This is a genomic window from Achromobacter seleniivolatilans (genome assembly GCF_030864005.1).
GTDB classification, from domain to species: Bacteria; Pseudomonadota; Gammaproteobacteria; order Burkholderiales; family Burkholderiaceae_B; genus Achromobacter; species Achromobacter seleniivolatilans.
Genome location: NZ_CP132976.1, coordinates 4,284,449 through 4,306,462, shown reverse-complemented (window position 1 = coordinate 4,306,462; position 22,014 = coordinate 4,284,449). Strand labels below are relative to the sequence as shown.

At 62.9% G+C, this 22,014-nt stretch carries 20 protein-coding genes; 15 read left to right on the top strand and 5 right to left on the bottom strand.

What is annotated here, in order from left to right; genetic code table 11:
• Nucleotides 1-10: 10 nt before the first annotated feature.
• From RAS12_RS19420 to RAS12_RS19395, 6 genes are all read left to right on the top strand, one after another.
• Entirely contained in the window at nt 11-1,048 is a 1,038-nt protein-coding gene (locus RAS12_RS19420) for an L-idonate 5-dehydrogenase (RefSeq protein ID WP_306938179.1), read from the top strand.
• A 41-nt stretch (nt 1,049-1,089) separates the two neighbouring features.
• Nucleotides 1,090-1,755 (top strand): amino acid ABC transporter permease, encoded by a 666-nt coding sequence (locus RAS12_RS19415; protein ID WP_306938178.1) that lies wholly within the window; start codon nt 1,090-1,092, stop codon nt 1,753-1,755.
• Complete coding sequence (locus RAS12_RS19410) at nt 1,752-2,411, top strand: amino acid ABC transporter permease (RefSeq protein ID WP_306938177.1); 660 nt, start codon at nt 1,752-1,754, stop codon at nt 2,409-2,411. Before RAS12_RS19415 ends, RAS12_RS19410 begins: the two co-directional genes overlap by 4 nt.
• A 5-nt stretch (nt 2,412-2,416) precedes the next feature.
• Nucleotides 2,417-3,229 carry an amino acid ABC transporter ATP-binding protein gene (locus RAS12_RS19405; RefSeq protein ID WP_306951526.1) on the top strand — a complete coding sequence of 271 codons (813 nt, stop codon included), beginning with the start codon at nt 2,417-2,419 and terminating at the stop codon, nt 3,227-3,229.
• Between the two features lie 65 nt (nt 3,230-3,294).
• On the top strand, nt 3,295-4,506 hold the full coding sequence (gene manD, locus RAS12_RS19400) for a D-mannonate dehydratase ManD (protein WP_306938176.1): 1,212 nt from the start codon (nt 3,295-3,297) through the stop codon (nt 4,504-4,506).
• Complete coding sequence (locus RAS12_RS19395) at nt 4,494-6,107, top strand: mannitol dehydrogenase family protein (RefSeq protein WP_306938175.1); 1,614 nt, start codon at nt 4,494-4,496, stop codon at nt 6,105-6,107. Before manD ends, RAS12_RS19395 begins: the two co-directional genes overlap by 13 nt.
• Before the next feature lies 1 nt (nt 6,108).
• On the opposite strand, the gene RAS12_RS19390 is transcribed toward RAS12_RS19395, so the two are convergent.
• Nucleotides 6,109-6,879 (bottom strand): class I SAM-dependent methyltransferase, encoded by a 771-nt coding sequence (locus RAS12_RS19390; protein ID WP_306938174.1) that lies wholly within the window; start codon nt 6,877-6,879, stop codon nt 6,109-6,111.
• A 93-nt stretch (nt 6,880-6,972) separates the two neighbouring features.
• Here RAS12_RS19390 and RAS12_RS19385 point away from each other — a divergent pair, with 93 nt between their 5' ends.
• The gene (locus tag RAS12_RS19385; protein WP_306938172.1) at nt 6,973-7,806 is read left to right on the top strand and encodes a helix-turn-helix transcriptional regulator; all 834 of its coding nucleotides are present in this window, start codon (nt 6,973-6,975) and stop codon (nt 7,804-7,806) included.
• 18 nt (nt 7,807-7,824) lie between these two features.
• Here RAS12_RS19385 and mutY read toward each other — a convergent pair whose 3' ends face one another.
• Entirely contained in the window at nt 7,825-8,904 is a 1,080-nt protein-coding gene (mutY, locus tag RAS12_RS19380; RefSeq protein WP_306938170.1) for an A/G-specific adenine glycosylase, read from the bottom strand.
• A gap of 173 nt (nt 8,905-9,077) precedes the next feature.
• Here mutY and RAS12_RS19375 point away from each other — a divergent pair, with 173 nt between their 5' ends.
• A complete protein-coding gene (locus RAS12_RS19375) occupies nt 9,078-12,689 on the top strand; it encodes an indolepyruvate ferredoxin oxidoreductase family protein (protein WP_306938169.1) in 3,612 nt (1,203 codons plus the stop codon).
• 72 nt (nt 12,690-12,761) lie between these two features.
• Here the strand turns inward: RAS12_RS19375 and glpK are convergent, their stop codons facing one another.
• Nucleotides 12,762-14,288, bottom strand: coding sequence for a glycerol kinase GlpK (glpK, locus tag RAS12_RS19370; protein ID WP_306938167.1), 1,527 nt, complete (start codon nt 14,286-14,288; stop codon nt 12,762-12,764).
• On the bottom strand, nt 14,275-15,729 hold the full coding sequence (locus RAS12_RS19365; protein ID WP_306938166.1) for a DHA2 family efflux MFS transporter permease subunit: 1,455 nt from the start codon (nt 15,727-15,729) through the stop codon (nt 14,275-14,277). The genes glpK and RAS12_RS19365 overlap by 14 nt, the downstream gene beginning before the upstream one ends.
• Nucleotides 15,730-15,827: 98 nt before the next feature.
• On the opposite strand from RAS12_RS19365, the gene RAS12_RS19360 reads away from it, so the two are divergent.
• The 4 genes from RAS12_RS19360 (at nt 15,828) to RAS12_RS19345 (ending at nt 18,440) form a co-directional block, all read left to right on the top strand.
• Nucleotides 15,828-16,016, top strand: a complete 189-nt coding sequence (locus tag RAS12_RS19360) for a DUF3460 family protein (RefSeq protein ID WP_050447026.1) — start codon at nt 15,828-15,830, stop codon at nt 16,014-16,016.
• 16 nt (nt 16,017-16,032) lie between these two features.
• On the top strand, nt 16,033-16,923 hold the full coding sequence (locus tag RAS12_RS19355; RefSeq protein ID WP_306938163.1) for a segregation and condensation protein A: 891 nt from the start codon (nt 16,033-16,035) through the stop codon (nt 16,921-16,923).
• 36 nt (nt 16,924-16,959) lie between these two features.
• Entirely contained in the window at nt 16,960-17,814 is an 855-nt protein-coding gene (gene panC, locus RAS12_RS19350) for a pantoate--beta-alanine ligase (protein ID WP_306938161.1), read from the top strand.
• Between the two features lie 116 nt (nt 17,815-17,930).
• Nucleotides 17,931-18,440 carry a LuxR C-terminal-related transcriptional regulator gene (locus RAS12_RS19345; RefSeq protein ID WP_306938159.1) on the top strand — a complete coding sequence of 170 codons (510 nt, stop codon included), beginning with the start codon at nt 17,931-17,933 and terminating at the stop codon, nt 18,438-18,440.
• Between the two features lie 143 nt (nt 18,441-18,583).
• Here RAS12_RS19345 and RAS12_RS19340 read toward each other — a convergent pair whose 3' ends face one another.
• The gene (locus RAS12_RS19340) at nt 18,584-19,345 is read right to left on the bottom strand and encodes a copper resistance protein NlpE N-terminal domain-containing protein (RefSeq protein ID WP_306938158.1); all 762 of its coding nucleotides are present in this window, start codon (nt 19,343-19,345) and stop codon (nt 18,584-18,586) included.
• Between the two features lie 193 nt (nt 19,346-19,538).
• Between RAS12_RS19340 and RAS12_RS19335 the strand changes: the two genes are divergently transcribed.
• From RAS12_RS19335 to zapD, 3 genes are all read left to right on the top strand, one after another.
• Nucleotides 19,539-20,396, top strand: a complete 858-nt coding sequence (locus tag RAS12_RS19335) for a prepilin peptidase (protein ID WP_306938157.1) — start codon at nt 19,539-19,541, stop codon at nt 20,394-20,396.
• 35 nt (nt 20,397-20,431) lie between these two features.
• Nucleotides 20,432-21,049, top strand: a complete 618-nt coding sequence (gene coaE, locus RAS12_RS19330) for a dephospho-CoA kinase (protein WP_306938155.1) — start codon at nt 20,432-20,434, stop codon at nt 21,047-21,049.
• Between the two features lie 72 nt (nt 21,050-21,121).
• Entirely contained in the window at nt 21,122-21,874 is a 753-nt protein-coding gene (gene zapD / locus RAS12_RS19325; RefSeq protein WP_306951524.1) for a cell division protein ZapD, read from the top strand.
• Nucleotides 21,875-22,014 lie beyond the last annotated feature (140 nt).

The following is a 22,014-nucleotide window of genomic DNA, read 5'->3' as shown; positions in this document are numbered from 1 at the left end:
GGCACGCATCATGTTGAACTGCGCCATTCATGGGGCCCAGGACCTGCGCCTGGACGAACAAGCGCCCGAGCCGCTGGGGCCGACGCAGGTGCGCGTCGGTGTCAAGGCTGTGGGCATCTGCGGGTCGGATCTGCATTATTACCGTCACGGCAGAGTGGGCGACTTTGTCATTCGCGAGCCGCTGACGCCGGGCCATGAGGCCTCGGGTCAGGTGCTTGAAGTGGGCGCGGCTGTTACCGCCGTCAAGCCGGGCGACCGCGTGGCACTCGACCCGGCGCGCACCTGCGGCATCTGCCGCTATTGCCGACAAGGTGATTCCAATCACTGCGAAGCGGTGCATTTTTTCGGCAGCGCCAGCCGCTATCCGCACATGCAGGGCGCGATGCGCGAACAGGTGGTGGTGCAAGAAAAGCAATGCCTGCCGGTGCCGGACAGCCTGTCGTTTGAACTGGCAGCCTTTGGCGAACCGCTGGCGGTCGCCTTGCACGCAGTGCGCAGCGCGGGTTCGTTGCTGGGCAAGACCGTCATGGTGGTGGGGGCGGGTCCGATAGGCGCGCTGATTCTGATGGCCGCGCGGCTGGCCGGCGCCAGTCAGGTGATTGTGGTGGACATCGTGGACCAGACGCTGGCCACGTGCGCCCGAGTGGGGGCAACGCGCACCATCAATGCCGCCACCGACCCCGGCGCCATCGATGCGTTGGCGGCGGGCAAGGGCACAGTCGATGTGTGCTTTGAGGCGTCTGGCAATTACGCTGGGCTGGCCAACTGCATCCGGGCGGCGCGTCCGCGCGGTGTCGTCGTCACGGTGGGCACGCTGAACGGCAGCAGCGAGCAATGCCCCTTTAACCAGATCATGGTCAAGAGCTTGTCCGTGATTGGCAGCTTCCGCTTTGTGGACGAATACGCCTGGGCCGTGGACTACCTGAGCCGCGGCCTGCTCGATGTATCGCCGCTGCTGACCGCGGCGGTGCCGGTGCAGAACGTGCATGACGCGTTTGCACTGGCGGCGGATCGCCATCAGGCCATGAAAGTCATGGTGACGTTCTGAACCGCCGGCCGTTGTCCGCGCGCTAGTTTCACGGAGATCCTATGGATTTCGATTTTTCCCCGATTGTCGAGAACTGGCGATTCTTCGCCGGTGGCCTGGGCATCACCGTGGCACTCAGCGCTGTGACCGCGCTGTCCAGCATTGTGCTGGGCTTGGTGATCGCGTTATTGCGCCTGTATGGACCGCGTTGGCTGCGCGTGTTGCTGGTGTTCTACATCGACAGCATGCGCGCAATTCCCGTTCTGGTCGTGCTGGTCTGGATCTATTTCGCCTTCCCGCTGATGGCGGGCGTGACTTTTGCGCCGTTCTGGGCCGCTCTGGTAGCGCTGACCTTGCACATAGCAGCCTATTCGGCCGAGGTGATACGCGCCGGTATTGAATCGGTGCGCCCGGGTCAGATGCGTGCTGGCCTGGCGCTGGGCATGTCGCGCGCCCAGGCGTTGCGCAAGATCATTCTGCCGCAAGCCACCATCCGCATGTTGCCGGCGTTTGGGTCAGTGTTGACGGTAGCGATCAAGGACACCGCTATCGCCACGGTGATTGCGGTGCCGGAGCTGATGCACAAAGCCGAGACCATCGCTGGCCAAAGCTACCGGCCCATTGAAGTCTTTACCGCGGTGATCGTTGCGTACTTCGTGATTCTGTTCCCGGTCACGCGCGGCGTGGACCGGCTGTATCAACGCTACGCACATCTGGGGCGCTCATGAATCTGGACTGGGGAATTATCTGGGACTCGCGCCAGGTCCTGCTGCAAGGCGCAGCCATGACCATCATGCTGACAGTCGTGACCATGGCTTTGGCGGTGCCTGGTGGGATCGTGCTGGCGCTGATGCGTCTGTCATCGAACCGGCTGGCCAATGGCATTGCTGTTGCCATCGTGGAGTTCTTCCGCAACTTGCCGCTGATTCTGGTGATCTATTGGGCGTTCTATGTGATGCCCATGGCGCTGGATGTGCAGTTTTCGGCGGTGACGACAGCGCTGGTGGCACTCGTGCTGAATGTGTCGGCCTACAACTCAGAGACCTTTCGCGCCGGCATCAATTCGATTCGCAAGGGGCAGATGGAGGCCGCGCTGGCAATGGGCATGTCGCGTCGCCAAGCCATGTTCAAGGTGCTGATTCCGCAAGCCGCGCGCCGCATTCTGCCGGTGCTGGCCAGTACCTGGATTTCGCTGTTCAAAGACACGTCACTGGTATCGGTGATTGCGGTCAGTGAACTGGCCTATGCATCCATGCAGGTGCGCGCGCAGACCTTCCGCGTGCTGGAAATGCTGACCGCGATGGCGGTGATCTATTGGTTGATGGGTTATCCCCAAGCCAAGCTGGTCGATTGGATCCATCGCAAATACGGAGTCAAAGAATGAACGACATGATCCTGGAACAAGAAGCCGTTGCGGCAGCCGATGCTGCGGCAGCATCGGTCCAGCGCAAGGGGGCGGATCAGCCGCCCGTGCTGGTCTATGAACACGTACGCAAGGTCTATGGCGATTTTGTGGCGTTAAACGACGTGTCTTTGCAAGTGAACAAGGGCGAGGTGATGTGTCTGATCGGGCCGTCCGGCTCGGGCAAGTCCACGCTCTTGCGTTGCACCAACGCGCTGGAAAAGCTGGATGGCGGCAAAGTCTCGCTGGACGGCGTGGCGCTGCCGGAGGCTGAGTCGGAAGTGCGCAAGGTACGCCAGCGCATGGGCATGGTGTTCCAGAGCTTTGAACTGTTTCCGCACAAGTCCGCGCTGGACAACGTGGCGATGGGACCGATCACCGTGCTGGGCATGACGCAAGAGGCAGCGCGCGCCCGGGCGATGGCGCTGCTTGAAAAGGTAGGCCTGGCCACGAAGGCGGCAAACTTTCCGGCCAATCTGTCCGGAGGGCAGCAGCAGCGCGTGGCGATTGCGCGTGCCTTGGCCATGGAACCCGAAGTGATGTTGTTCGATGAACCGACGTCGGCGCTGGACCCTGAAACCGTGGGCGAAGTGCTGAACGTCATGAAGAAGCTGGCGCAAGAAGGCATGACGATGATTGTCGTAACGCACGAAATGAGCTTTGCGCGGCGGGTGGCCAATTGGGTGGTGGTGTTTGAAAACGGCGCCATCCTGGAGCAAGGTCCGCCCACGCAGATTTTCGACAACCCGCAGGTCGCCCGTACCAGAGACTTCCTTAGCCATTTGGGCTGGGAAGGCTAGGGCGGCGCGAGTCTTCTTATTGTGTGAACAGGCCCAGAGCCTTTCCCGTTTCCTCGGAACCTATGATGAAAATTACGAACGCACGCGTGATTGTTTGTTCGCCGGGCCGCAACTTTGTGACCCTGAAGATCGAAACCGACCAGGGCCTGACCGGTATTGGCGACGCCACGTTGAACGGGCGCGAACTGGCCGTGGCGGCCTATCTGACCGAACATGTCATTCCCTGCCTGATCGGGCGCGACGCGCATCAGATCGAAGACATCTGGCAGTACCTGTACAAAGGCGCCTACTGGCGGCGCGGGCCGGTCACCATGACCGCGATCGCCGCGGTGGATACAGCGCTGTGGGATTTGAAGGCCAAGGCGGCCGGGCTGCCGCTGTACCAGCTGCTGGGCGGCAAGAGCCGTAGCGGCGTGATGGTCTATGGTCACGCCAATGGATCGGACATCGAGCACACGGTGGACGAAGTGCTGCGCTATGCAGACATGGGCTATCGCGCCATTCGTGCGCAAAGCGGCGTGCCCGGACTGGACAAGGTCTATGGCGTGGGCCGGGGCAATTTGTTCTATGAACCCGCGGATGCCGATCTGCCCAGCGAGCACGACTGGTCCACCGAGAAGTACTTGCGCCATGCGCCCAAACTGTTTGAGCGCATCCGTGAAAAGCTGGGTTTTGATCACCATCTGCTGCATGACGTACACCATCGATTGACGCCCATCGAGGCCGGCCGGCTGGGCAAGTCGCTGGAGCCCTACAACCTGTTCTGGATGGAAGACGCCACGCCTGCTGAAAACCAGGACGCCTTCCGTTTGATCCGTCAGCACACCACCACGCCTTTGGCCGTAGGTGAAATCTTCAATTCCATTTGGGATTGCAAGGACCTGGTCCAGAACCAGCTGATTGATTACATCCGCACAACCGTCGTCCACGCAGGCGGCATCACGCATTTGCGCCGCATCGCCGATCTGGCCTCGTTGTATCAGGTGCGTACCGGATGCCATGGCGCGACCGATCTGTCACCGGTCTGCATGGGGGCCGCGCTGCATTTTGACTTGTGGGTGCCCAATTTTGGCATTCAGGAATACATGCGCCACACGGATGAGACCGATGCCGTCTTCCCGCATTCGTACACGTTTGATCAGGGCATGCTGTATCCGGGCGATGTGCCCGGTCACGGGGTGGATATCGACGAAAAGCTGGCGGCCAAGTATCCGTACAAGCGCGCCTATTTGCCGGTGAACCGCTTGCAACAGGACGGCACGTTATGGAATTGGTAGCCGCGCCGCCGCCGCATCCCGCCGCACGGCTGCACCCCGCCCGCCTGGACGCGCTGGCGCAGGGCGTTGCACGTCCCGCATACGTGCGCGGCGCACTGCGCGCGGGCATTGTGCATCTGGGCTTGGGCGCGTTTGCACGCGCTCATCTGGCGGCAGTGAATGAAGCCGCGCTGCATGCGGGCGCGGATCGGGGCTGGGGCATCTGCGGTGTGTCGCTGCGCCAGACCGATACGCGTGACGCGTTGGCGCCGCAAGACGGCTTGTATACCTTGGCGCTGAGAAGCGCCAACGCAGCCGGTCAAGCGGAACAGCAGGCGGCGGTGATTGGCTGCCTGCTGGAAACGCTGGTCGCGCCCGAGGACCCGCAGGCCGTGCTTGACCGCATCGCAAATGCGGATACGCGCATCGTCAGCGTTACCGTCACAGAGAAAGGTTATTGCCATGATCCGGCCACCGGGCAGTTGAACCTGGGGCATCCAGATATCGTGCATGACCTGTCGCAACCGGCCGCACCCCGCAGCACCATCGGTTTTCTGGTGTGGGGGCTGCAACGGCGGCGGGCGGCGGGGCTGGGTCCCGTCACGCTGTTGTCGCTCGACAATCTGCCCAGCAATGGTCATCTGCTGCGGGGCATGGTGTTGGCCTTCGCTGGGCAAGTCGATGGGGGGCTGGCGGCGTGGATCGCCTCGTCATGCGCCTTTCCTTGTTCGATGGTGGACCGGATCGTTCCGCGCACAACAGACGAAGACCGGAGTTGTGTTGAAGCGGCCATCGGTTTGCGAGACGCTTGGCCCGTGTTGGCAGAACCCTATCTGGAATGGGTGATTGAAGATCAGTTCGCCGCCGGCCGCCCTGACTGGACGGTGGGGGGCGCCCGATTCGTGGACCAGGCCGCACCCTTTGAAACGCTGAAGCTGCGCATGGTCAATGGCGCGCATTCCGCGCTGGCCTATTTGTCGGTCATGGCGGGCTGGAGCACCGTGGATCAGGCGGTGTCGCAGCCTGCGTTAAGACGCTATCTGGCCGAGTTGATGCGCGACGAGATTGTGCCGACCTTGCCCGCTTTGCCTGGGTTGGACCTTGCGCAATACCAAGCGCGGCTGTTGCAGCGTTATGCCAATCCGGCGCTAAAGCACCAGACCCGGCAGATCGCGATGGATGGTTCGCAGAAGATGCCGCAACGACTGTTGGATACGGTGCGGGCGCGTTTGGCCGCGGATCAGCCGATTCCTGGATTGGCGTTGGCTGTTGCGGGCTGGCTGCATTTCTTGCGTGGTGTGGATCAAGCCGGCCGCCGCTACGACATCCAGGACCCGATGGCCGATACGCTGGCGCGCCAGTACCTCTTGGCAGAGCAGGCAGCGGCGCAGGCGGACGAGCAAGCCAAAGAGCAGGCAGGAGAACAGGCAGGAGAACAGGCGGGCAAGGGACCGGCGGCCATGCTGGCCTGGGCCACATCGCTGACCGGGCTGGCTTCCGTCTTCGGCGATCTGGGCCAGGACCCGCGTTTTGTGCGGGCCGTGGCGCAGGCGGCGCAATCTCTGCGCAGCCAGGGAGTGGCCGGCGCATTGGCCGCGCTGGCCCCGTCGAAAGTGGGCTGAATCAGCCGGGCTTCTTCACCACGATCGTTGCCGTGTCGCTGGTGAAGGAGCTGTCTTCTTGTACGTCGAAATGCGCGCGCACCACGTCCGGCGCGATGCCGAACATGTGGCGCAGCCCGGCCACCAGCGTGTCGGGCGTGCGCATGCGAGTGACCCAGGTCTGGAATTCCAGCGGCAGGCGGCGCGGGACCAGGCCTTGCAGCGTGAAACCGGCTTCGGTCAGCATGCGAGTCCACTCGGCCACGGAATAGTCGCGCACGTGCGAGGTGTCGCGCAGCACTTCAATGGTTTGCAACCAGGTGTCCAGCAACGGTTCGCCCGGCGACACCACATCGGCGAATACCGCAATGCCGCCCGGCTTGAGCACGCGGAAGGCTTCGCGCAGGCCGCGTCCGGCGTCCTGCCAGTGGTGCGTGGAATAACGCGACATCACCAGATCAAACTCGCCGTCAGCGAAGGGCAGGTATTCAGCCTTGCCCTGACAGGTCGCCAGGTTCGCCAAGCCGCGCTTGGCGGCTTCGCCTGCCACCACGTCCAGCATCTGTTGCGACAGATCGTAGGCGGTGACGTGCTTGACCTCGGGCGCCACGTGAAAGCTCACGTGACCGCCGCCACAGCCCAGGTCCAGTACGCGTGCGTCAGGATGCTGGCGGGCGATGCCGGCCATTTGCAGCAGGTCTTCGCCTTGGGCGTGAACGGCGCTGGTCAGGTAGGCGGTGGCGCGAGGGCTGAACTGGCGGTCCACAGCGGCGTCATGGGTGCTGGCGGTCATGAAAATCCTTTGAAGGGGAAAGCGGAAAGTAAGGGCGCAGGCGCTAAGATAGGCGCGTCCGTATACACGTACAAGTCCATTGCTTATCCTGGTATGACTACTTCCCCCCTTAGTGCCGCCACCAGCCAAGACGGTTCGCCCTTGCGTCGTCAGGCCTTGGGCGAATTCGTGCGCAGCGCCCGTTCCCGCATCACGCCTCAAATGGCGGGTCTGCCCGAAGGCATGAGGCGTCGCACGCCCGGCTTGCGGCGTGAAGAAGTCGCGCAGCTTTGCGGCATCAGCGTTACTTGGTACACCTGGATCGAGCAGGGGCGCGAGGTCTCGGTATCGCCATCGGTCTGGTCGCGCATTGCGGGGGTGTTGCAACTGGCGCGCGCCGAGCGCGCCTATCTGTTTGACCTGGCCGACTGCGCCGATCCCCAGCACGCCCGGGACGACGGCGGCGGCACGCCGGGGCCTTTGCAGGAATGCGTCAATGCGATCAATGCGCCAGCTTACGTGCTGGACCGCGCGTGGAACGTGCTGGCGTACAACGAGCCGCTGCGCGATCTCTTTGATGACTGGCCCACGCGTGATCCGGAACCGAATTTGCTGCGCTACATCTTCCTGGACGATGCCGCCCGCGAGCTGGTGGTGGATTGGGACCAGCGCGCGCGCCGCGTGGTGGCGGAGTTTCGCGCCGACGCAGGCGCGCATCTGGACGAGTCCGGGGTGCTGGCATTGCTGGATAGCTTGAGCCGGCAAAGCCCGGTGTTTGCGCATTGGTGGACGCGCCACGCCGTGGTGGAGCGCGAAGGGGGGCTGCGGGAATTCCAGCACCCCCGTGACGGCAAGCTGGCCTTTCAGCAGATCACGTTCCGGTTGGCAACGCACCCGGACTTGAAGCTTGTGATGCTGTTGAGCGGCGGCCAGCAGACGCCGGTCTAGGGCGAAGGCCCTGGCGCGTCAGGTTTTGCTCGTGGTGAACAGACTGTTCTGCATGCCGGCGTCCACCAGCCCTTGCAGCAGCTTCTTGACGGGCGCGGGCAGCGCCATCGATTCCAGCTTGTCCGCTGGCACCCAACGTTCAGGCAGCGCCGATTCACGCAGGCTGACTGCGCGCACGGGTACAAGCCATGGGCGGATATGCAGCCGGTAGTGCGTGAAGGTATGGGCGAAGGCAGCCAGTTCATAACGCTGCTCGGGCTCCAGGCCCAACGCGCGCGACGCGCTGTCAGGATCATCCGCCACGTCAAATTCCGGCAGGCTCCACAGCCCGCCCCAGATGCCGGGTTCAGGCCGTTGCTGCAACAGAAAAGATCCTTCGTGTTGCAGCACCAACATACAGGTTTCGCGTTCCGGAATGGCCTTGCGCACTTTGCGCGTCGGCAGTTCTGCCTGACGGCCGTCACGGCGGGCGATACAACTGTCAGCCATGGGACACCTGTCGCAGGCGGGTTTTCCGCGTGTGCACAGCGTGGCGCCCAGGTCCATCAACCCTTGCGTGTAGGACGCCATGTCCAGACCGGGCGCGGCCTCGACCTGCGCTTCCGCCAACGCCCACAAACGCTGCTCGACTTCGCGTTTGGACGGATCGCCAGCAATGCCAAAGTGCCGCGTGAATACGCGTTTGACGTTGCCGTCCAGAATGGGTGAGCGCTCGCCATAGGCGAACGCCGCAATGGCGGCGGCGGTCGACCGGCCGATGCCGGGCAGGGTGGTGATGGCTTCGGCGGTTGGCGGGAAGCGGCCGTTCCAGTCGCGCATGATTTCCACTGCGCAACGATGCAGGTTGCGGGCGCGGGCGTAATAACCCAGTCCGGCCCAATACGGCATCACGTCTTCCTGGTCAGCTGCGCCAAGCGCCGCCACGTCTGGAAAGCGTTGAAGAAAGCGCTCGTAATACGGGATCACGGTGGCGACTTGGGTTTGCTGCAACATGATCTCGGACAACCAGATCCGATACGGGTCGCGCGTGTTTTGCCAGGGGAGATCGTGGCGGCCATGCTGGCGCTGCCAGGCGACGATACGAGGGGCGAAGTCCATGACGGCAATTATCGCATCGCCCTATTGCCGGGGGTGGGGCGACCGGTTACAACCGGAAGAATCAGAAGCGCAAACGCGCCAGAACTTCACTTTCACGGCCCTTGTTGGCCCGCGTGTACGTTTGATGAGCGATACGCGACGCTGGTGGGGGCATCCAGGATCTTGGAGTAGACATGAATGCCCCCCTCTCGCCCGCCATTCGCGCGGCGCTTGAATCCGTCCAGCTGGACGACAAATACACCTTGGATTCTGGCCGCGCCTGGATGAGCGGTATCCACGCCCTGGTCCGCCTGCCCATGATGCAGCGTGTGCGGGATGCGCGGGCAGGGCTGAATACGGCGGGATTTGTGTCCGGCTATCGCGGTTCGCCGTTGGGCGGCGTGGACCAGAACATGTGGAAAGCGGCCAAGCACCTGAAGGCCCATCACGTTGAGTTCCAGCCGGGTATCAACGAAGATCTGGCGGCCACGGCGGTGTGGGGTTCGCAGCAGGTCAATCTGTTTCCGGGGGCCAAGTACGACGGCGTCTTTGGCATGTGGTACGGCAAAGGCCCCGGCGTAGACCGTTGCGGCGACGTGTTCAAGCATGCCAATGCGGCGGGCACGGCGCGCCATGGCGGCGTGCTGGTCGTGGCGGGTGATGATCACCCGGCCAAATCGTCGACGTTGCCGCATCAGAGCGACCATATTCTGAAGGCCTGTATGATCCCGGCGCTGTTTCCGTCCAGCGTCCAGGAAGTGCTGGACTTCGGCCTGCATGGCTGGGCGATGAGCCGCTATGCCGGCGTGTGGGTCGGCATGAAATGTATTACCGATATCGTCGAGGTCTCGGCGTCGGTGGACGTGGACCCGCACCGCGTGCAGATCCTGTTGCCCGAAGACTTCGTGCTGCCCGCCGATGGCCTGAACATCCGCTTGCCGGACACGCCGCTGCAACAAGAGGCGCGCCTGTTGGACTACAAGCTTTACGCCGCGTTGGCCTATGTGCGCGCCAACAAGCTGAATCGTGAGCTGTGGCATGTGCCGCAGCGCGATGCGCGCTTCGGCATCATGACGTCCGGCAAGGCCTATCTGGATACGCGCCAGGCGCTGTCAGACCTGGGCCTGTCCGAAGCCGTCTGCCAGCGCATCGGGCTGCGCTTGTTCAAAGTGGGCATGGTCTGGCCGCTTGAGTCCACCGGCATGCAGCACTTTGCCGAAGGGCTGGACGAAATTCTGGTGGTCGAGGAAAAGCGCCAGGTACTGGAATACCAGCTAAAGGAAGAGCTGTTCAGCTGGATCGGCAGCGGCAAGAAGATTCCGCGCGTGGCCGGAAAGTTCGACGACAAGGACGGCGGTGAATGGTCGGTGCCGCAAGGCAATTGGCTGCTGCCGGCGCATTACGAGTTTTCGCCCGCGATCGTGGCGCGAGCAATCGCGGCGCGGCTGCTGCGATTTGAACTGCCCGAAGATGTGCGCGCCGGCATCGAATCCCATCTGGCGTTCATACGCGAGCGCGAACAGGCGCTGGCGCGTCCGCGCATCGTCGAAGACCGCAAGCCCTGGTTCTGTTCGGGTTGTCCGCACAATACCTCTACGCGTTTGCCTGAAGGCTCGCGCGGCATGGCGGGCATCGGCTGCCACTATATGGTGACGTGGATGGGCCGCAATACGCAGGTCTACACGCAGATGGGCGGCGAAGGCGTGCCGTGGGTGGGCCAGGCGCCGTTCACGGAAGAGAAACACGTTTTCGCCAATCTGGGGGACGGCACCTATTTCCATTCGGGTCTGCTGGCAATCCGCGCCGCAGTCGCGGCCAAGGTGCCAATCACTTACAAGATCCTGTTCAATGACGCCGTCGCGATGACGGGCGGACAACCGGTGGACGGTCCCATCAGCGTGCCAATGATCAGCCGGCAGATGGCTGCCGAAGGCATCGAGAAAATTGTTGTGGTCACTGACGACCCCGATAAGTACAAGTTCGTCACCGACCTTGCGCCGGGCGTGCCGGTCAAGCATCGCGACGAGCTGGATGCCGTGATGCGCGAATTGCGCGAGTATCCGGCCGCGTCGGTGCTGATCTACGATCAGACCTGCGCTACCGAGAAGCGCCGCCGCCGCAAGCGCAATGCGTATCCCGATCCCGCGCGCCGCGTCATCATCAATGAGCGCGTGTGCGAAGGCTGCGGTGATTGTTCGCAGAAATCGCATTGCCTGTCGGTGGAACCCTTGGAGACGGAACTCGGCCGCAAACGCACGATCAACCAATCCAGCTGCAACAAGGATTTTTCCTGTCTGAAGGGCTTTTGCCCCAGCTTTGTGACGGTGGAAGGCGGCAAGCTGAGAAAGCCGCAAGCGTTGTCGCATACGGGTGTCATCGACGAAGGCGTGCCGCATCCGCGTGTGCCGGGCCTGGATCAGTCCTACGGAGTTTTCATCGCGGGTGTGGGCGGAACCGGTGTCGTCACCATCGGCCAGTTGTTGGGGATGGCAGCGCACCTGGAGGGCAAGGGCTGTTCGGTGCTGGACATGGCGGGTCTGGCCCAAAAGGGCGGCGCCGTGTATTCGCACGTGGTGCTTGCGGCCACGCCAGACCACCTGATGAATACGCGGGTCGCCATGGGCGAGGCCGATCTGCTGCTGGCAGGCGATTTGGTTGTGGCGACCAGCGCCGACGCCATGGCTCGCTTGCGCCCAGGGCGCACGCGCGCGCTGTTGAATACCGACACCGCACCCACCGCAGCCTTCGTCAGCAATCCTGATTGGACACTGCCGGGCGCCAATCTGACGGCGGACCTGCAAGCTGCATGCGGCAAAGATAATCTGAATACGGTCGATGCGTCAGCGATCGCTGTCGGCTTGCTGGGCGACGCCATCTATTCCAATCCGCTGATGATGGGTTATGCCTACCAGAAAGGCTGGATTCCTTTGTCGCAAGACGCGCTGTTGCGCGCCATCGAGTTGAATGGCCAGCAAGTGCCAAACAATCTGGCGGCTTTTGCCTGGGGCCGGCGCGCCGCGCACGATATGGCCGATGTGGCGCGTTTGCTTGCGAATGGCGGCGTGCCGCTGGCGCCGCGTGAAGACATCATCGAGATCAAACGCCCGCGTACGGCCAGCCCCGTGACGGAATTGAAAAAGCCCGCAGGTGAATTGGCGCAGATCGTCGCGGTGCGCAAGGCATTCCTTGCGCAGTACCAAGACGCGGCCTACGCCAAGCAGTACACCGATCTGGTGGATAAGGTGGCCCATGCCGAACACGAGACGACGGGCACCCATCGGTTGGCGATAGCCGTGGCGCGCTATTACTTCAAGCTGATGGCCTACAAAGATGAATACGAAGTTGCGCGCTTGTATTCGGATGGCGAGTTCGTCAAGCGCGTCGGCGCTCAGTTCGAAGGCGACTGGAAACTGCAATTTCATCTGGCGCCGCCGCTGTTCGCGCGGCGAGACAAAGACGGGCATTTGATCAAGCGCAGCTACGGGCAAGGGATGCTGAGGGTGTTCCGTCTGCTGGCGAAATGCCGCCGGGTGCGCGGGACCAGGCTGGATCTGTTTGGATACACCGCAGAGCGCCGTGCGGAACGCGCGTTGATACAGGAGTACCGGGAAACGCTGACCGCAATTCTGTCAAAGCTGAACCGTGGCAATCTGGATCGTGCCGTGGCGCTGGCGAGTGTGCCGGAGGAGATCCGGGGTTATGGACACGTGAAGGCAGCGGCGATGGAACGTGCGGCTGTACGGCGCGAAGAGCTGTTGAAGGAGTTCACGGCCCGGGTCGTGGCGATTGGAGTCAGGGCGGCGTGAGGTTCGCGGCTTCGGTGTATTGATGAGGGGCGGTGCGTTCCTTACCAGGCACGCACCGCTTCACGCAGAAATCTACTTCGGCGCGCCTGCCGCCCAGCCCTTCGACAATTCCACTGCCTGCCGCCACCGTTTCATCCGGGCGGTTCGCACGGATTCCGGCCAGGTCGGCTCAAATGTGCGTTCCGCCTGCCATTTGGACGCAAACTCGTCCAGGCCTGACCAGAACCCGACGGCCAGCCCGGCCAGACCCGCGGCGCCCAGCGCCGTCGATTCAGACACGCGGGGGCGTACCACCGGCACGCCGAGCAGGTCGGCCTGCATTTGCATCAGCAGGTCATTGCGGGCCGCGCCGCCATCGACACGCAGCTCGGTCAAAGCGATGCCGCTGTCGCCGTTCATGCACGTCAGCAGTTCGGCGCTTTGCAGGGCAATGGCTTCCAGGGTGGCGCGCGCGATGTGGGCGCGGGTGGTGCCGCGCGTCAGGCCCACCAGTGTGCCGCGAGCATAGGGGTCCCAGTGCGGCGCGCCCAGGCCCGCAAAAGCGGGGACCATGAAGACGTCGTCCGTGTCGGAAACGCTGGCAGCCAGGGATTCGATCTCTTCTGAGCGCTGGATGATGCCCAGGCCGTCACGCAGCCATTGGACGGCCGCGCCGGCCACGAAGACGCCGCCTTCCAGCATATACGTGGGCTGCCAGCTGCCGCCGCTGGTTTGGGGCAGGCCCCAGCCAACGGTGGACAGCAGATGATTCTGCGATTGCACAGGCTTGTCGCCCACGTTCATCAGCATGAAGCAGCCGGTGCCGTAGGTGTTCTTTGCCATGCCGGGCGTGAAACACGCCTGGCCGAACGTGGCTGCCTGCTGGTCGCCCGCCACGCCTGCGATCGGGATGGAGCCGCCCAGCCATTCGGGCAGTGCGGTGCCCACCACCGCGCTGCTGGGGGCGATCTGCGGCAACACGCTGCGGGGAATCTTCAGCAGATCCAGGATCTCGTCGTTCCAGCCCTGAGTGTGCAGGTCAAACAGCATCGTGCGTGACGCATTGCTGGGGTCCGTGCTGTGTACGGCGCCGCCAGTCAGTTGCCAGATCAGCCAGGTATCTACGGTGCCGAAAGCCAGTTCGCCGCGATCGGCCATCTGGCGCGCGCCGGGTACGTGATCCAGCAGCCAGGCCAGCTTTGTGCCTGAAAAATAGGCGTCCAGCACCAGGCCGGTTCGCGATTGCAGAAAGTCGGCGTGACCGTCTTGCCGCAGCTGATCGCACATAGGGGCGGTACGGCGGTCTTGCCAGACGATGGCGCGCGCCAGCGGGCGGCCAGTGGCGCGTTCCCAGATCAGCGTGGTCTCGCGCTGATTGGTGATGCCGATAGCTGCTACGTCGGCGGCGGTAGCCGCGGCGTTGCGCAGGGCTTCACGCGCCACGTCCAATTGGCTGTGCCAGATTTCGCTGGCATCGTGCTCCACCCAGCCCGGGCGCGGATAGTGCTGGCGGAATTCTCGTTGACCAACGCCGCGCACTACGCCCGCACGATCAAATACGATGGCTCGGGAGCTGGTCGTGCCCTGGTCCAGGGCTAGGACAAATTCATTCGTCGTCACTTTGTTTGGCGCCGTTCAGGTGTGCCCCGGCTTGTGGCTCAAGGCGTCTAAAGGAGAAGGTCGAGGCCATGCACAGCAGGCCGACGACGATGAAGCCGGCGACGACGTCGCGGATGGCCAGCGTCTCGGCGCCGCGCAGTGTCATGCTGACGTTCAGCGTAACCGCGGCCACTCCCACGCCAAGGCTGATGCCCAGCTGTTGCGCCATCGCGGCGAAACTGCTGGCGCGGCTCATCTTGCCGGGGGGAATGTCGGCATAGGTTAGCGTATTTACCCCGGTGAACTGCAACGAGCGGAAGAACCCGCCGACCAGCAGAATGGCGATCAGCAACCACACCGGCGTCGTCGGGGTAAAGGTGGCGCACACCATGATGAAGATGCCGGTCAAGAGCGCATTCACGGTCAGCACGCGGCGAAAGCCGAAATGCCGGACGATGGGCGTGGCCACGAATTTCATCAGCAGCGCGCCCGCGGCGCTGGCAAAGGTGATCAGCCCGGCGGAAAACGGCGACAACCCAAAACCCACTTGCAGCAGCATGGCCAGCAGGAACGGCGTGGCGCCCACGGCAAAGCGGCACAGGTTGCCGCCCAGCGTTGAAATAGCGAAGGTGGGGATGCGCATCAGCGACAGGTCGATGATGGGGTGCTCAACGCGGCGCGCGTGCCAGGCGTACAGAAATCCGCAGCCGGCGCCCAAGGCGATCAGGCCGAGCAGCATGGGCAGCGGCATGATGTCCCGGCCAATGGCCTCAAAGCCGCTTACCAGCGCCGCCAGACAGACGGCACTCAGCAGAAAACCCAGCCAGTCCAGGCGCGGGGCGGATTCTTCGCGGATCTCGGCCACGTAGCGCAGCACCAGCGCGATTCCCAGGATGCCGATGGGAATGTTGATCAGAAAGATCCAGTGCCATGACATATAGGTGACCATGAAGCCGCCCAGCGGCGGACCGATCACCGGCCCCAGCAGCGCCGGGATGGACAGAAAAGACATGGCTTTCAGCAAATCCTGCTTGGGCACCGTGCGCAGCAGGATGATCCGCCCGACGGGCACCATCATGGCCCCGGCCATCCCCTGGATGATCCGGGCGGCAACCAGCTGGGGAAGGTCCTGCGAAAGGGCGCAAGCGATGGAACTGAGCGTGAACAGGCCGATGGCGGCGACAAACACGCGCCGGGCGCCGTAGCGGTCGGCTGCCCAGCCGCTAACGGGCACGAAGACGGCCACGGACAGCAGATAGGACGTAATGGCAACGTTCAGGCGGACGGGAGTGGAACCCAGGGCCCGGGCCATGGCGGGCAGGGCGGTGGCCACGACGGTGGCGTCCAGCATCTGCATGAATAGAGCACACCCCACAATGAAGGGGATCATGCGCGCCGCTCGCAGCGCGTCCGGATTTTGGGGCGGAGCGGGATTGGCTGCTATTGCGGATTCGGCTGACATGGCGGAGGGGGGCGTTGGGTGCCGGACGATTGTAACGCCGGGGTGTGGGCCAGCGTGAAGTAAACTCCCGAGATCCGCAACCTATTGAAATTGGTGCCATGGCAACCAACTACGAATCCGAGATCACCCTTTTCTTGAAAGACTTCAAGCAATCGCACCCTGGCACTGAAGAACGCCAGCGCGAAGGCCGTGCTCGTCTTTGGGACAAACCGCAAGACTCGGAACTGCTGGAAGGCTTCCGCGCGGCCCGCGTGCCGCAAAAACCCTACGTGTATTCGGCAGACTGATCGCATTGCGGCAGATATGGCCCAAAAACCTTCAGTTCCTGGCGAGGCTCTGGCCAAGCTAGTGGAACCGTCTGTGGACAGCACGCCCGACACGGTCGATACCGTGGCGTTCGCGCGCCTTTATGGCGAGCCGCTGTTCCAGATGCCGACGGATCTGTACATTCCGCCGGACGCGCTCGAAATTTTCCTGGAAGCGTTTGAAGGGCCGCTGGATCTGCTGCTGTACCTGATCCGCAAGCAAAACTTCAACGTGCTGGACATCCCCATGGCGGATGTCACGCGGCAGTATCTGTCCTACGTGGACCAGATACGCATCGTCAATCTGGAACTGGCCGCCGAATATCTGCTGATGGCGGCCATGCTGATCGAGATCAAGTCGCGCATGTTGCTGCCGGTCAAGAAGACCGACACCGGCGAAGAGGCCGAAGATCCCCGCGCTGAACTGGTCCGCCGTCTGCTTGAGTACGAGCAGATGAAGCTGGCCGCCCAGAAGCTGGACAAGATGCCGCAACTGGGCCGTGACTTCGTCAGTAGCCAGGCGGTCGCCGAGCTGAGCGTCGAGCGCGCGATGCCCGAAGTCAACGTGGATGATCTGCGCCTGGCGTGGGCAGACATCATGAAGCGGGCCAAGCTTAATCAACACCACCACATCACGCGCGAACAGCTGTCTGTGCGCGATCACATGACGCATATTCTGCGGCGTCTGAACGATGTGCGTTTCATCGAATTCGGCGACCTGTTCATGGAGCGCGTCCGAGAAGGCGCGCCTGCGGCCGTGGTTGTCGTGCATTTCATCGCTATGCTGGAACTGGCCCGCGAATCGCTGCTGGAGATCACGCAGGCGGAGCCTTATGCGCCCATTTATGTGCGCCTGGCCTATACCAGCGTAGCGGCGGCCGCGGCCTGATCCTGACCGGGCTGCCCCCAACCCCGGAGACTCCCCTTGAAAGTCGTACACACCATCCAGGAATTGCGCGATCACCTGCGCGGACAGAATCGCGTGTCGTTCGTGCCCACGATGGGCAACCTGCACGAAGGACACTTGTCCCTGATGAAGCTGGCGCGTCAGCATGGCGACCCCGTGGTGGCCAGCATTTTTGTGAACCGCCTGCAATTCGGTCCCAACGAGGACTTCGACCAGTATCCGCGCACCTTGGCGGCGGATATCGAAAAACTGGAGCAGGCCCGCGACGTCTATGTGCTGTTTGCGCCGAACGAGCGCGAGATGTATCCCGAGCCGCAAAGCTACCGGGTGCAGCCGCCGGACGACTTGGGCGACATCCTGGAAGGCGAGTTCCGGCCCGGTTTCTTTGAAGGCGTCAGCACGGTGGTGCTGAAGCTGTTTTCCTGCGTGCAGCCGCGCGTGGCTGTCTTTGGCAAGAAGGACTATCAGCAACTGATGGTGGTGCGAAACATGTGCCGCCAGTTTCAGCTGCCGGTGGAAGTGCTGGCCCACGAGACGGTGCGCGCCGATGACGGCTTGGCGCTGTCTTCGCGCAATCGCTATCTGACCGAAGGCGAGCGCGCCGAGGCGCCCGCGCTGTATGCGGCACTGCAAAACATTGGCCAGCAACTGGCCCAGGGCCAGCGCGATGCACTTGCTCTGGAACGCGCAGCCTCCGACGAACTGACCCGGCGTGGCTGGAAGGTGGACTACATCGCCTTGCGCCGCCAGCGCGACCTGAAGCGCCCGGAAGCCGCCGACCTGCAAGCCGGTGAACCCGTGGTGGTGCTGGCGGCCGCCAAGCTGGGCGCGACTCGCCTGATCGACAACCTGGAACTGGTCTACACGGCCTGATTGTTGCGGGAGCCAGGGGCGGCGAATTTGTCTACCCCTGGCAGAATTGCTAGCTTACGGCGCGTCTACGGGGCGGGCAGACTGAATGCAATCCTACATTGCAGAATGAGTCGCCCATGCAAGCGCCCCGTCCCGACCTTGAAGCGGTGCTCTCCGCTCTTACACCCCGCGAACGCCAGATCGTCGGCTATGTTGCCGCTGGCCGGCCCAACAAAGTCATCGCCATTGATCTGGGTATCTCGCTGCGCACGGCAGAAGCCCACCGCGCCCGCATTTTCGTCAAACTTGATGTCCGCAACGCCATGCAACTGGCGTGCCGGTTGTGCGCCCATGGCCGTTCCGGCGCATCGCCCATTCTGGGTGCGCTAGAAGCGCCAGTGGAGGCTGATCTCATGGCGCCAGATCAGGCTACGGCTGAACTGCCCAGGGCAGACCCGACCGAGGTTGATCTGACCAGGGCCGACCTGGCCGGGTCAGATCTGACGATGGCAGGCCTGATCGCGGCGGAGCGGCCCGCCATTATCTTCGCAGTTGTGAACGCAGCGCCGTTCCGCGTACTGCATTGTCCACAGCCGGAATATGGGCCCGAACCGTCTGGCGCTGGCAAGCCCGATCACGACACCTAAGCCTGCCGCCACAAAAGAATCGGGCCTGGCGAACGGAAAGTTCGTCAGGCCCGGGGGCATGGTATCGAGCTGATCAGCAGGTGTCTCTGGCAGCGGGCTACGCCTTTATGCGTTGTGCCGCTCTACCGCCAGGGGGACCTGTGTCACGGGCACTGCGGCGCTTGGGCCTTGGCCAACTCGTCGATCGGGTCCAGATCCGGCTGGCGGGTCAGGTTGTAGTTCAGGTTGGGCGTTTGGCCTGCAATGGAACGCACGCGCAGCACGTTGTTGGCAGCCACCAGGAATTCCGCGCGGGCGTTGCCCTTGCCGTCCATCAGGATGACGCGCGGCGGGCGCTCGTCGGTGGCGTCCCAGCAGCCTTGCTCGGTGACAGCGGGGCCTTTTTGGGGATCATTATCCAAATAGGCCGTGCGCCCACGCCAGCGGCCATTGGGTGCCAAGGTCAGCGTCACGCGCTGCGCCGTGCATTGCATGGCGGGCGAGAAACACGGCAAGGTGCCCATATAGGTTTGCGGCTGTGGCACCAGGCTTTGCACCGCGGCCTTTGGCGGAGCAGCCGGCGCCGTGGAAGATGCTGCGGCCGAGTGGTCGGCGCCTTCGGGTACGGCTTGGCCGTCTTCGGTGGTTTGCCCACCTGCGGCTGCCTGTGCATTCTGGCTTTGCGGCTTGCGGGCGTCGGGCTTCAGTGCAATTTGCACTTGCGACGGTGCTCGAATGACGCTGCGGTAGCCCGCACCAGCGCCCTGATATTGGGCGTCAGTGACGGTGCTTTCGGTAGGCAGGTCGTAATAGCCTTCGGTTTTCTGTTGGGCGCAGCCTGCAGCGCCTAGCGCAGTACCGGCTATCAGCAGCCCCATGACGCTGATTTTGCGGGATCGGGTAACGATATCGACGCGGGCGGTCATGTCAGCTTGTCCGTGAATTGAGTCTGTCTCCGATTTTACGCACTTATGCGAAGATTCGATACGTAACCTTAGCCGCTCTAGGGCGAAGCCAGCACTTTATGCACAATTTACGACACGGCCATGGCCGCGAAGTCCGCCTTTTTGCCATCAGCCAGATGGGGGACGCGGGCATTTTTGCGCGTCAAACCGGTTTATGACCAGCGTGCGGCAGGTCTTTGATATTCCATTGGGCGTTTTTATCGCTCTGGCGGCGCTATTGGGTTTGTTCATTGGCAATTGGCTAACGGTACTGACCTATCGCCTGCCTCGCATGATGGAGCGCGAATGGCAGGCCCAATGCCTGGATGCGGTGGGCAAGGCGCGTCCGTCCAGCGGCTATGGCCTGTTGCGGCCAGCGCCCCATTGCCCCTCTTGCAGTACGCCTGTGGCCAGTTGGCGCAAGCTCCCGCTGCTGGGTTGGCTGCTGTTGCGCGGCCGTTGCGCGGCTTGTAGCGGCGCAATCAGTTGGCGGTACCCCGCGATTGAGCTGCTGACTTGCGTGTTATTCGCCGCCTGTGCCTGGCGCTACGGAGCGACCCCCATTGCGCTGTTCGCCATGGGCCTGGCAGCCATGCTGGTCGCGCTGGCGTGGATTGATTTTGAATCGACGCTGCTGCCTGACGTGCTGACGCAGCCGCTGGTGTGGGCGGGCCTGCTGGTCAACTTGTTTGCTGCGTTCACGACCTTGCAACTGGCGGTGGCGGGCGCAGTGGCCGGCTATGTTTTCCTGTGGGTTATCTTTCATGTGTTCCGTCTGATCACCGGGCGCGAAGGCATGGGTTATGGCGATTTCAAACTGCTGGCCGCCCTGGGCGCGTGGTTTGGCGTGGAGTCCTTGCCCATGTTGCTGCTTGCCGCGTCGCTGGTGGGCGTGCTGATTGGCGGGGGCCTGACATTGAGCGGACGCGCCAGCCGCGGGCAACCGCTGCCCTTCGGCCCCTACCTGGCGCTTGCCGGTATCGTGATGCTGTTGTTGGGCGGCGAACAGGGTTTATGGCATTTCATGCGCTAGGCAGCATGGAAGCGACAGGCAAGAGGAAAGGCGGAATGTTCAAGATCGGTCTGACAGGCGGTATCGGTTCGGGCAAGTCCAGAGTGGCGGACATGTTGGGCGAGTGGGGCGCGACGCTGGTCGACACTGACGAGATCGCGCGTACTCTTACGGCCGCGCACGGCGCTGCCATGCCCGCGATTGAACGCGAGTTCGGCCCGCAGGCGCTCGCACCCGATGGCGCGCTGAATCGTGAGTGGATGCGCGAACGCGCTTTTGCCGATCCGCAGGTGCGCCTGCGGCTGGAAGCCGTGCTGCATCCCGTCATCACCCAGGAAACCGGGCGGCAGGCGGCCGCTGCAACTGGACGGTATCTGGTGTTCGTGGTGCCGCTGCTGGTGGAGTCCTTGCCCAAGTGGCGCTCGCGCGTGGATCGCATTTGCGTAGTGGATTGCGACCCCGATACGCAGGTGGCTCGTGTGCAGTCACGCAGCGGGCTGACGGAGCCAGCCATCCGGCGTATTATGGCGGCACAGGCTGCGCGGGCAAGCCGGTTGGAGGTTGCTGACGACGTCATCACGAATGACGGATCAACAACGCCCGAACAATTGCGTGCGCAGGCAAAAACACTGCATGACCGCTGGCTGACGCTGGCGACCACTACGTGCCGGTAAGCCGCAAGCTTGGCCGGCCCTTTAGAATCATCTCGGCCTGTGGGCCGACCTTTGATGGGCCTGTCGAAAAGCGTGATTGTTTACGAATACCCCTTCAATGAGCGCATCCGCGCTTATCTGCGATTGGAATACCTGTTCGACAGGTTGTTCTTCTTTGCTCGCGAGGGAGATTCACGCCTGCATCAGGTGGCGGTCACTTCTCTCTTTGATCTGCTCGAAGCTTGCGATCGCACCGACGTCAAAGGCGCCGTATTGCAAGACCTTGAGCGTCAGCGTATGGCGCTGGTGGGTCTGCGCGACCATCCCGGCGTTGCTCAGGATGCGCTCGAAGCCATGCTGCGCGAACTGGAAAAAGTAGCCAGCACGCTGGCGGCACCTGGCAAAACCGGACAATCCCTGCGCGAAAACGAATGGCTGACCAGTCTTCGTGGCCGCCTGTCCATGCCGGGTAGCGCCACTCAGGTGGACATGCCTTCGTATTTCGCCTGGCAGAACAAATCCGAGGCCTCCCGCTGTGCGGATCTGCAGGCCTGGGTGTCGCCCTTCATTCCCCTGTACGACGGCCTGACCCTGGCTTTGCGCTTGCTGCGAGAATCCGGCCGCAAGGCGGATATCGTGGCCGAGCAGGGCGCATATCAGCAGATGATGGGTGGCAAGCAATTCCAGTTGCTGCGGGTCTGGGTGGACCCGGCGCAAGGGGCCTTCCCCGAAATCAGCGCCAATAAGTACATGATCTGGATACGTTTTTCCACTCAGGACGGCGAGTTCAAGCCCCAGCAGGTGGCTCGCGACGTGCCCTTCCAGATGACGCTCTGTAGCTCGTAGCCGCACAGACAATCGGTTGCTCCGCGCAACTCATGCGGGTGCGGGGGGCAACAACTCGGTGCCTTTGAGGCGGCGCAGCACTGCTGCACCTTCCGGCACAACCCAACTTCGGCCATATCGCTGCCTTCGTCCGATGGGTC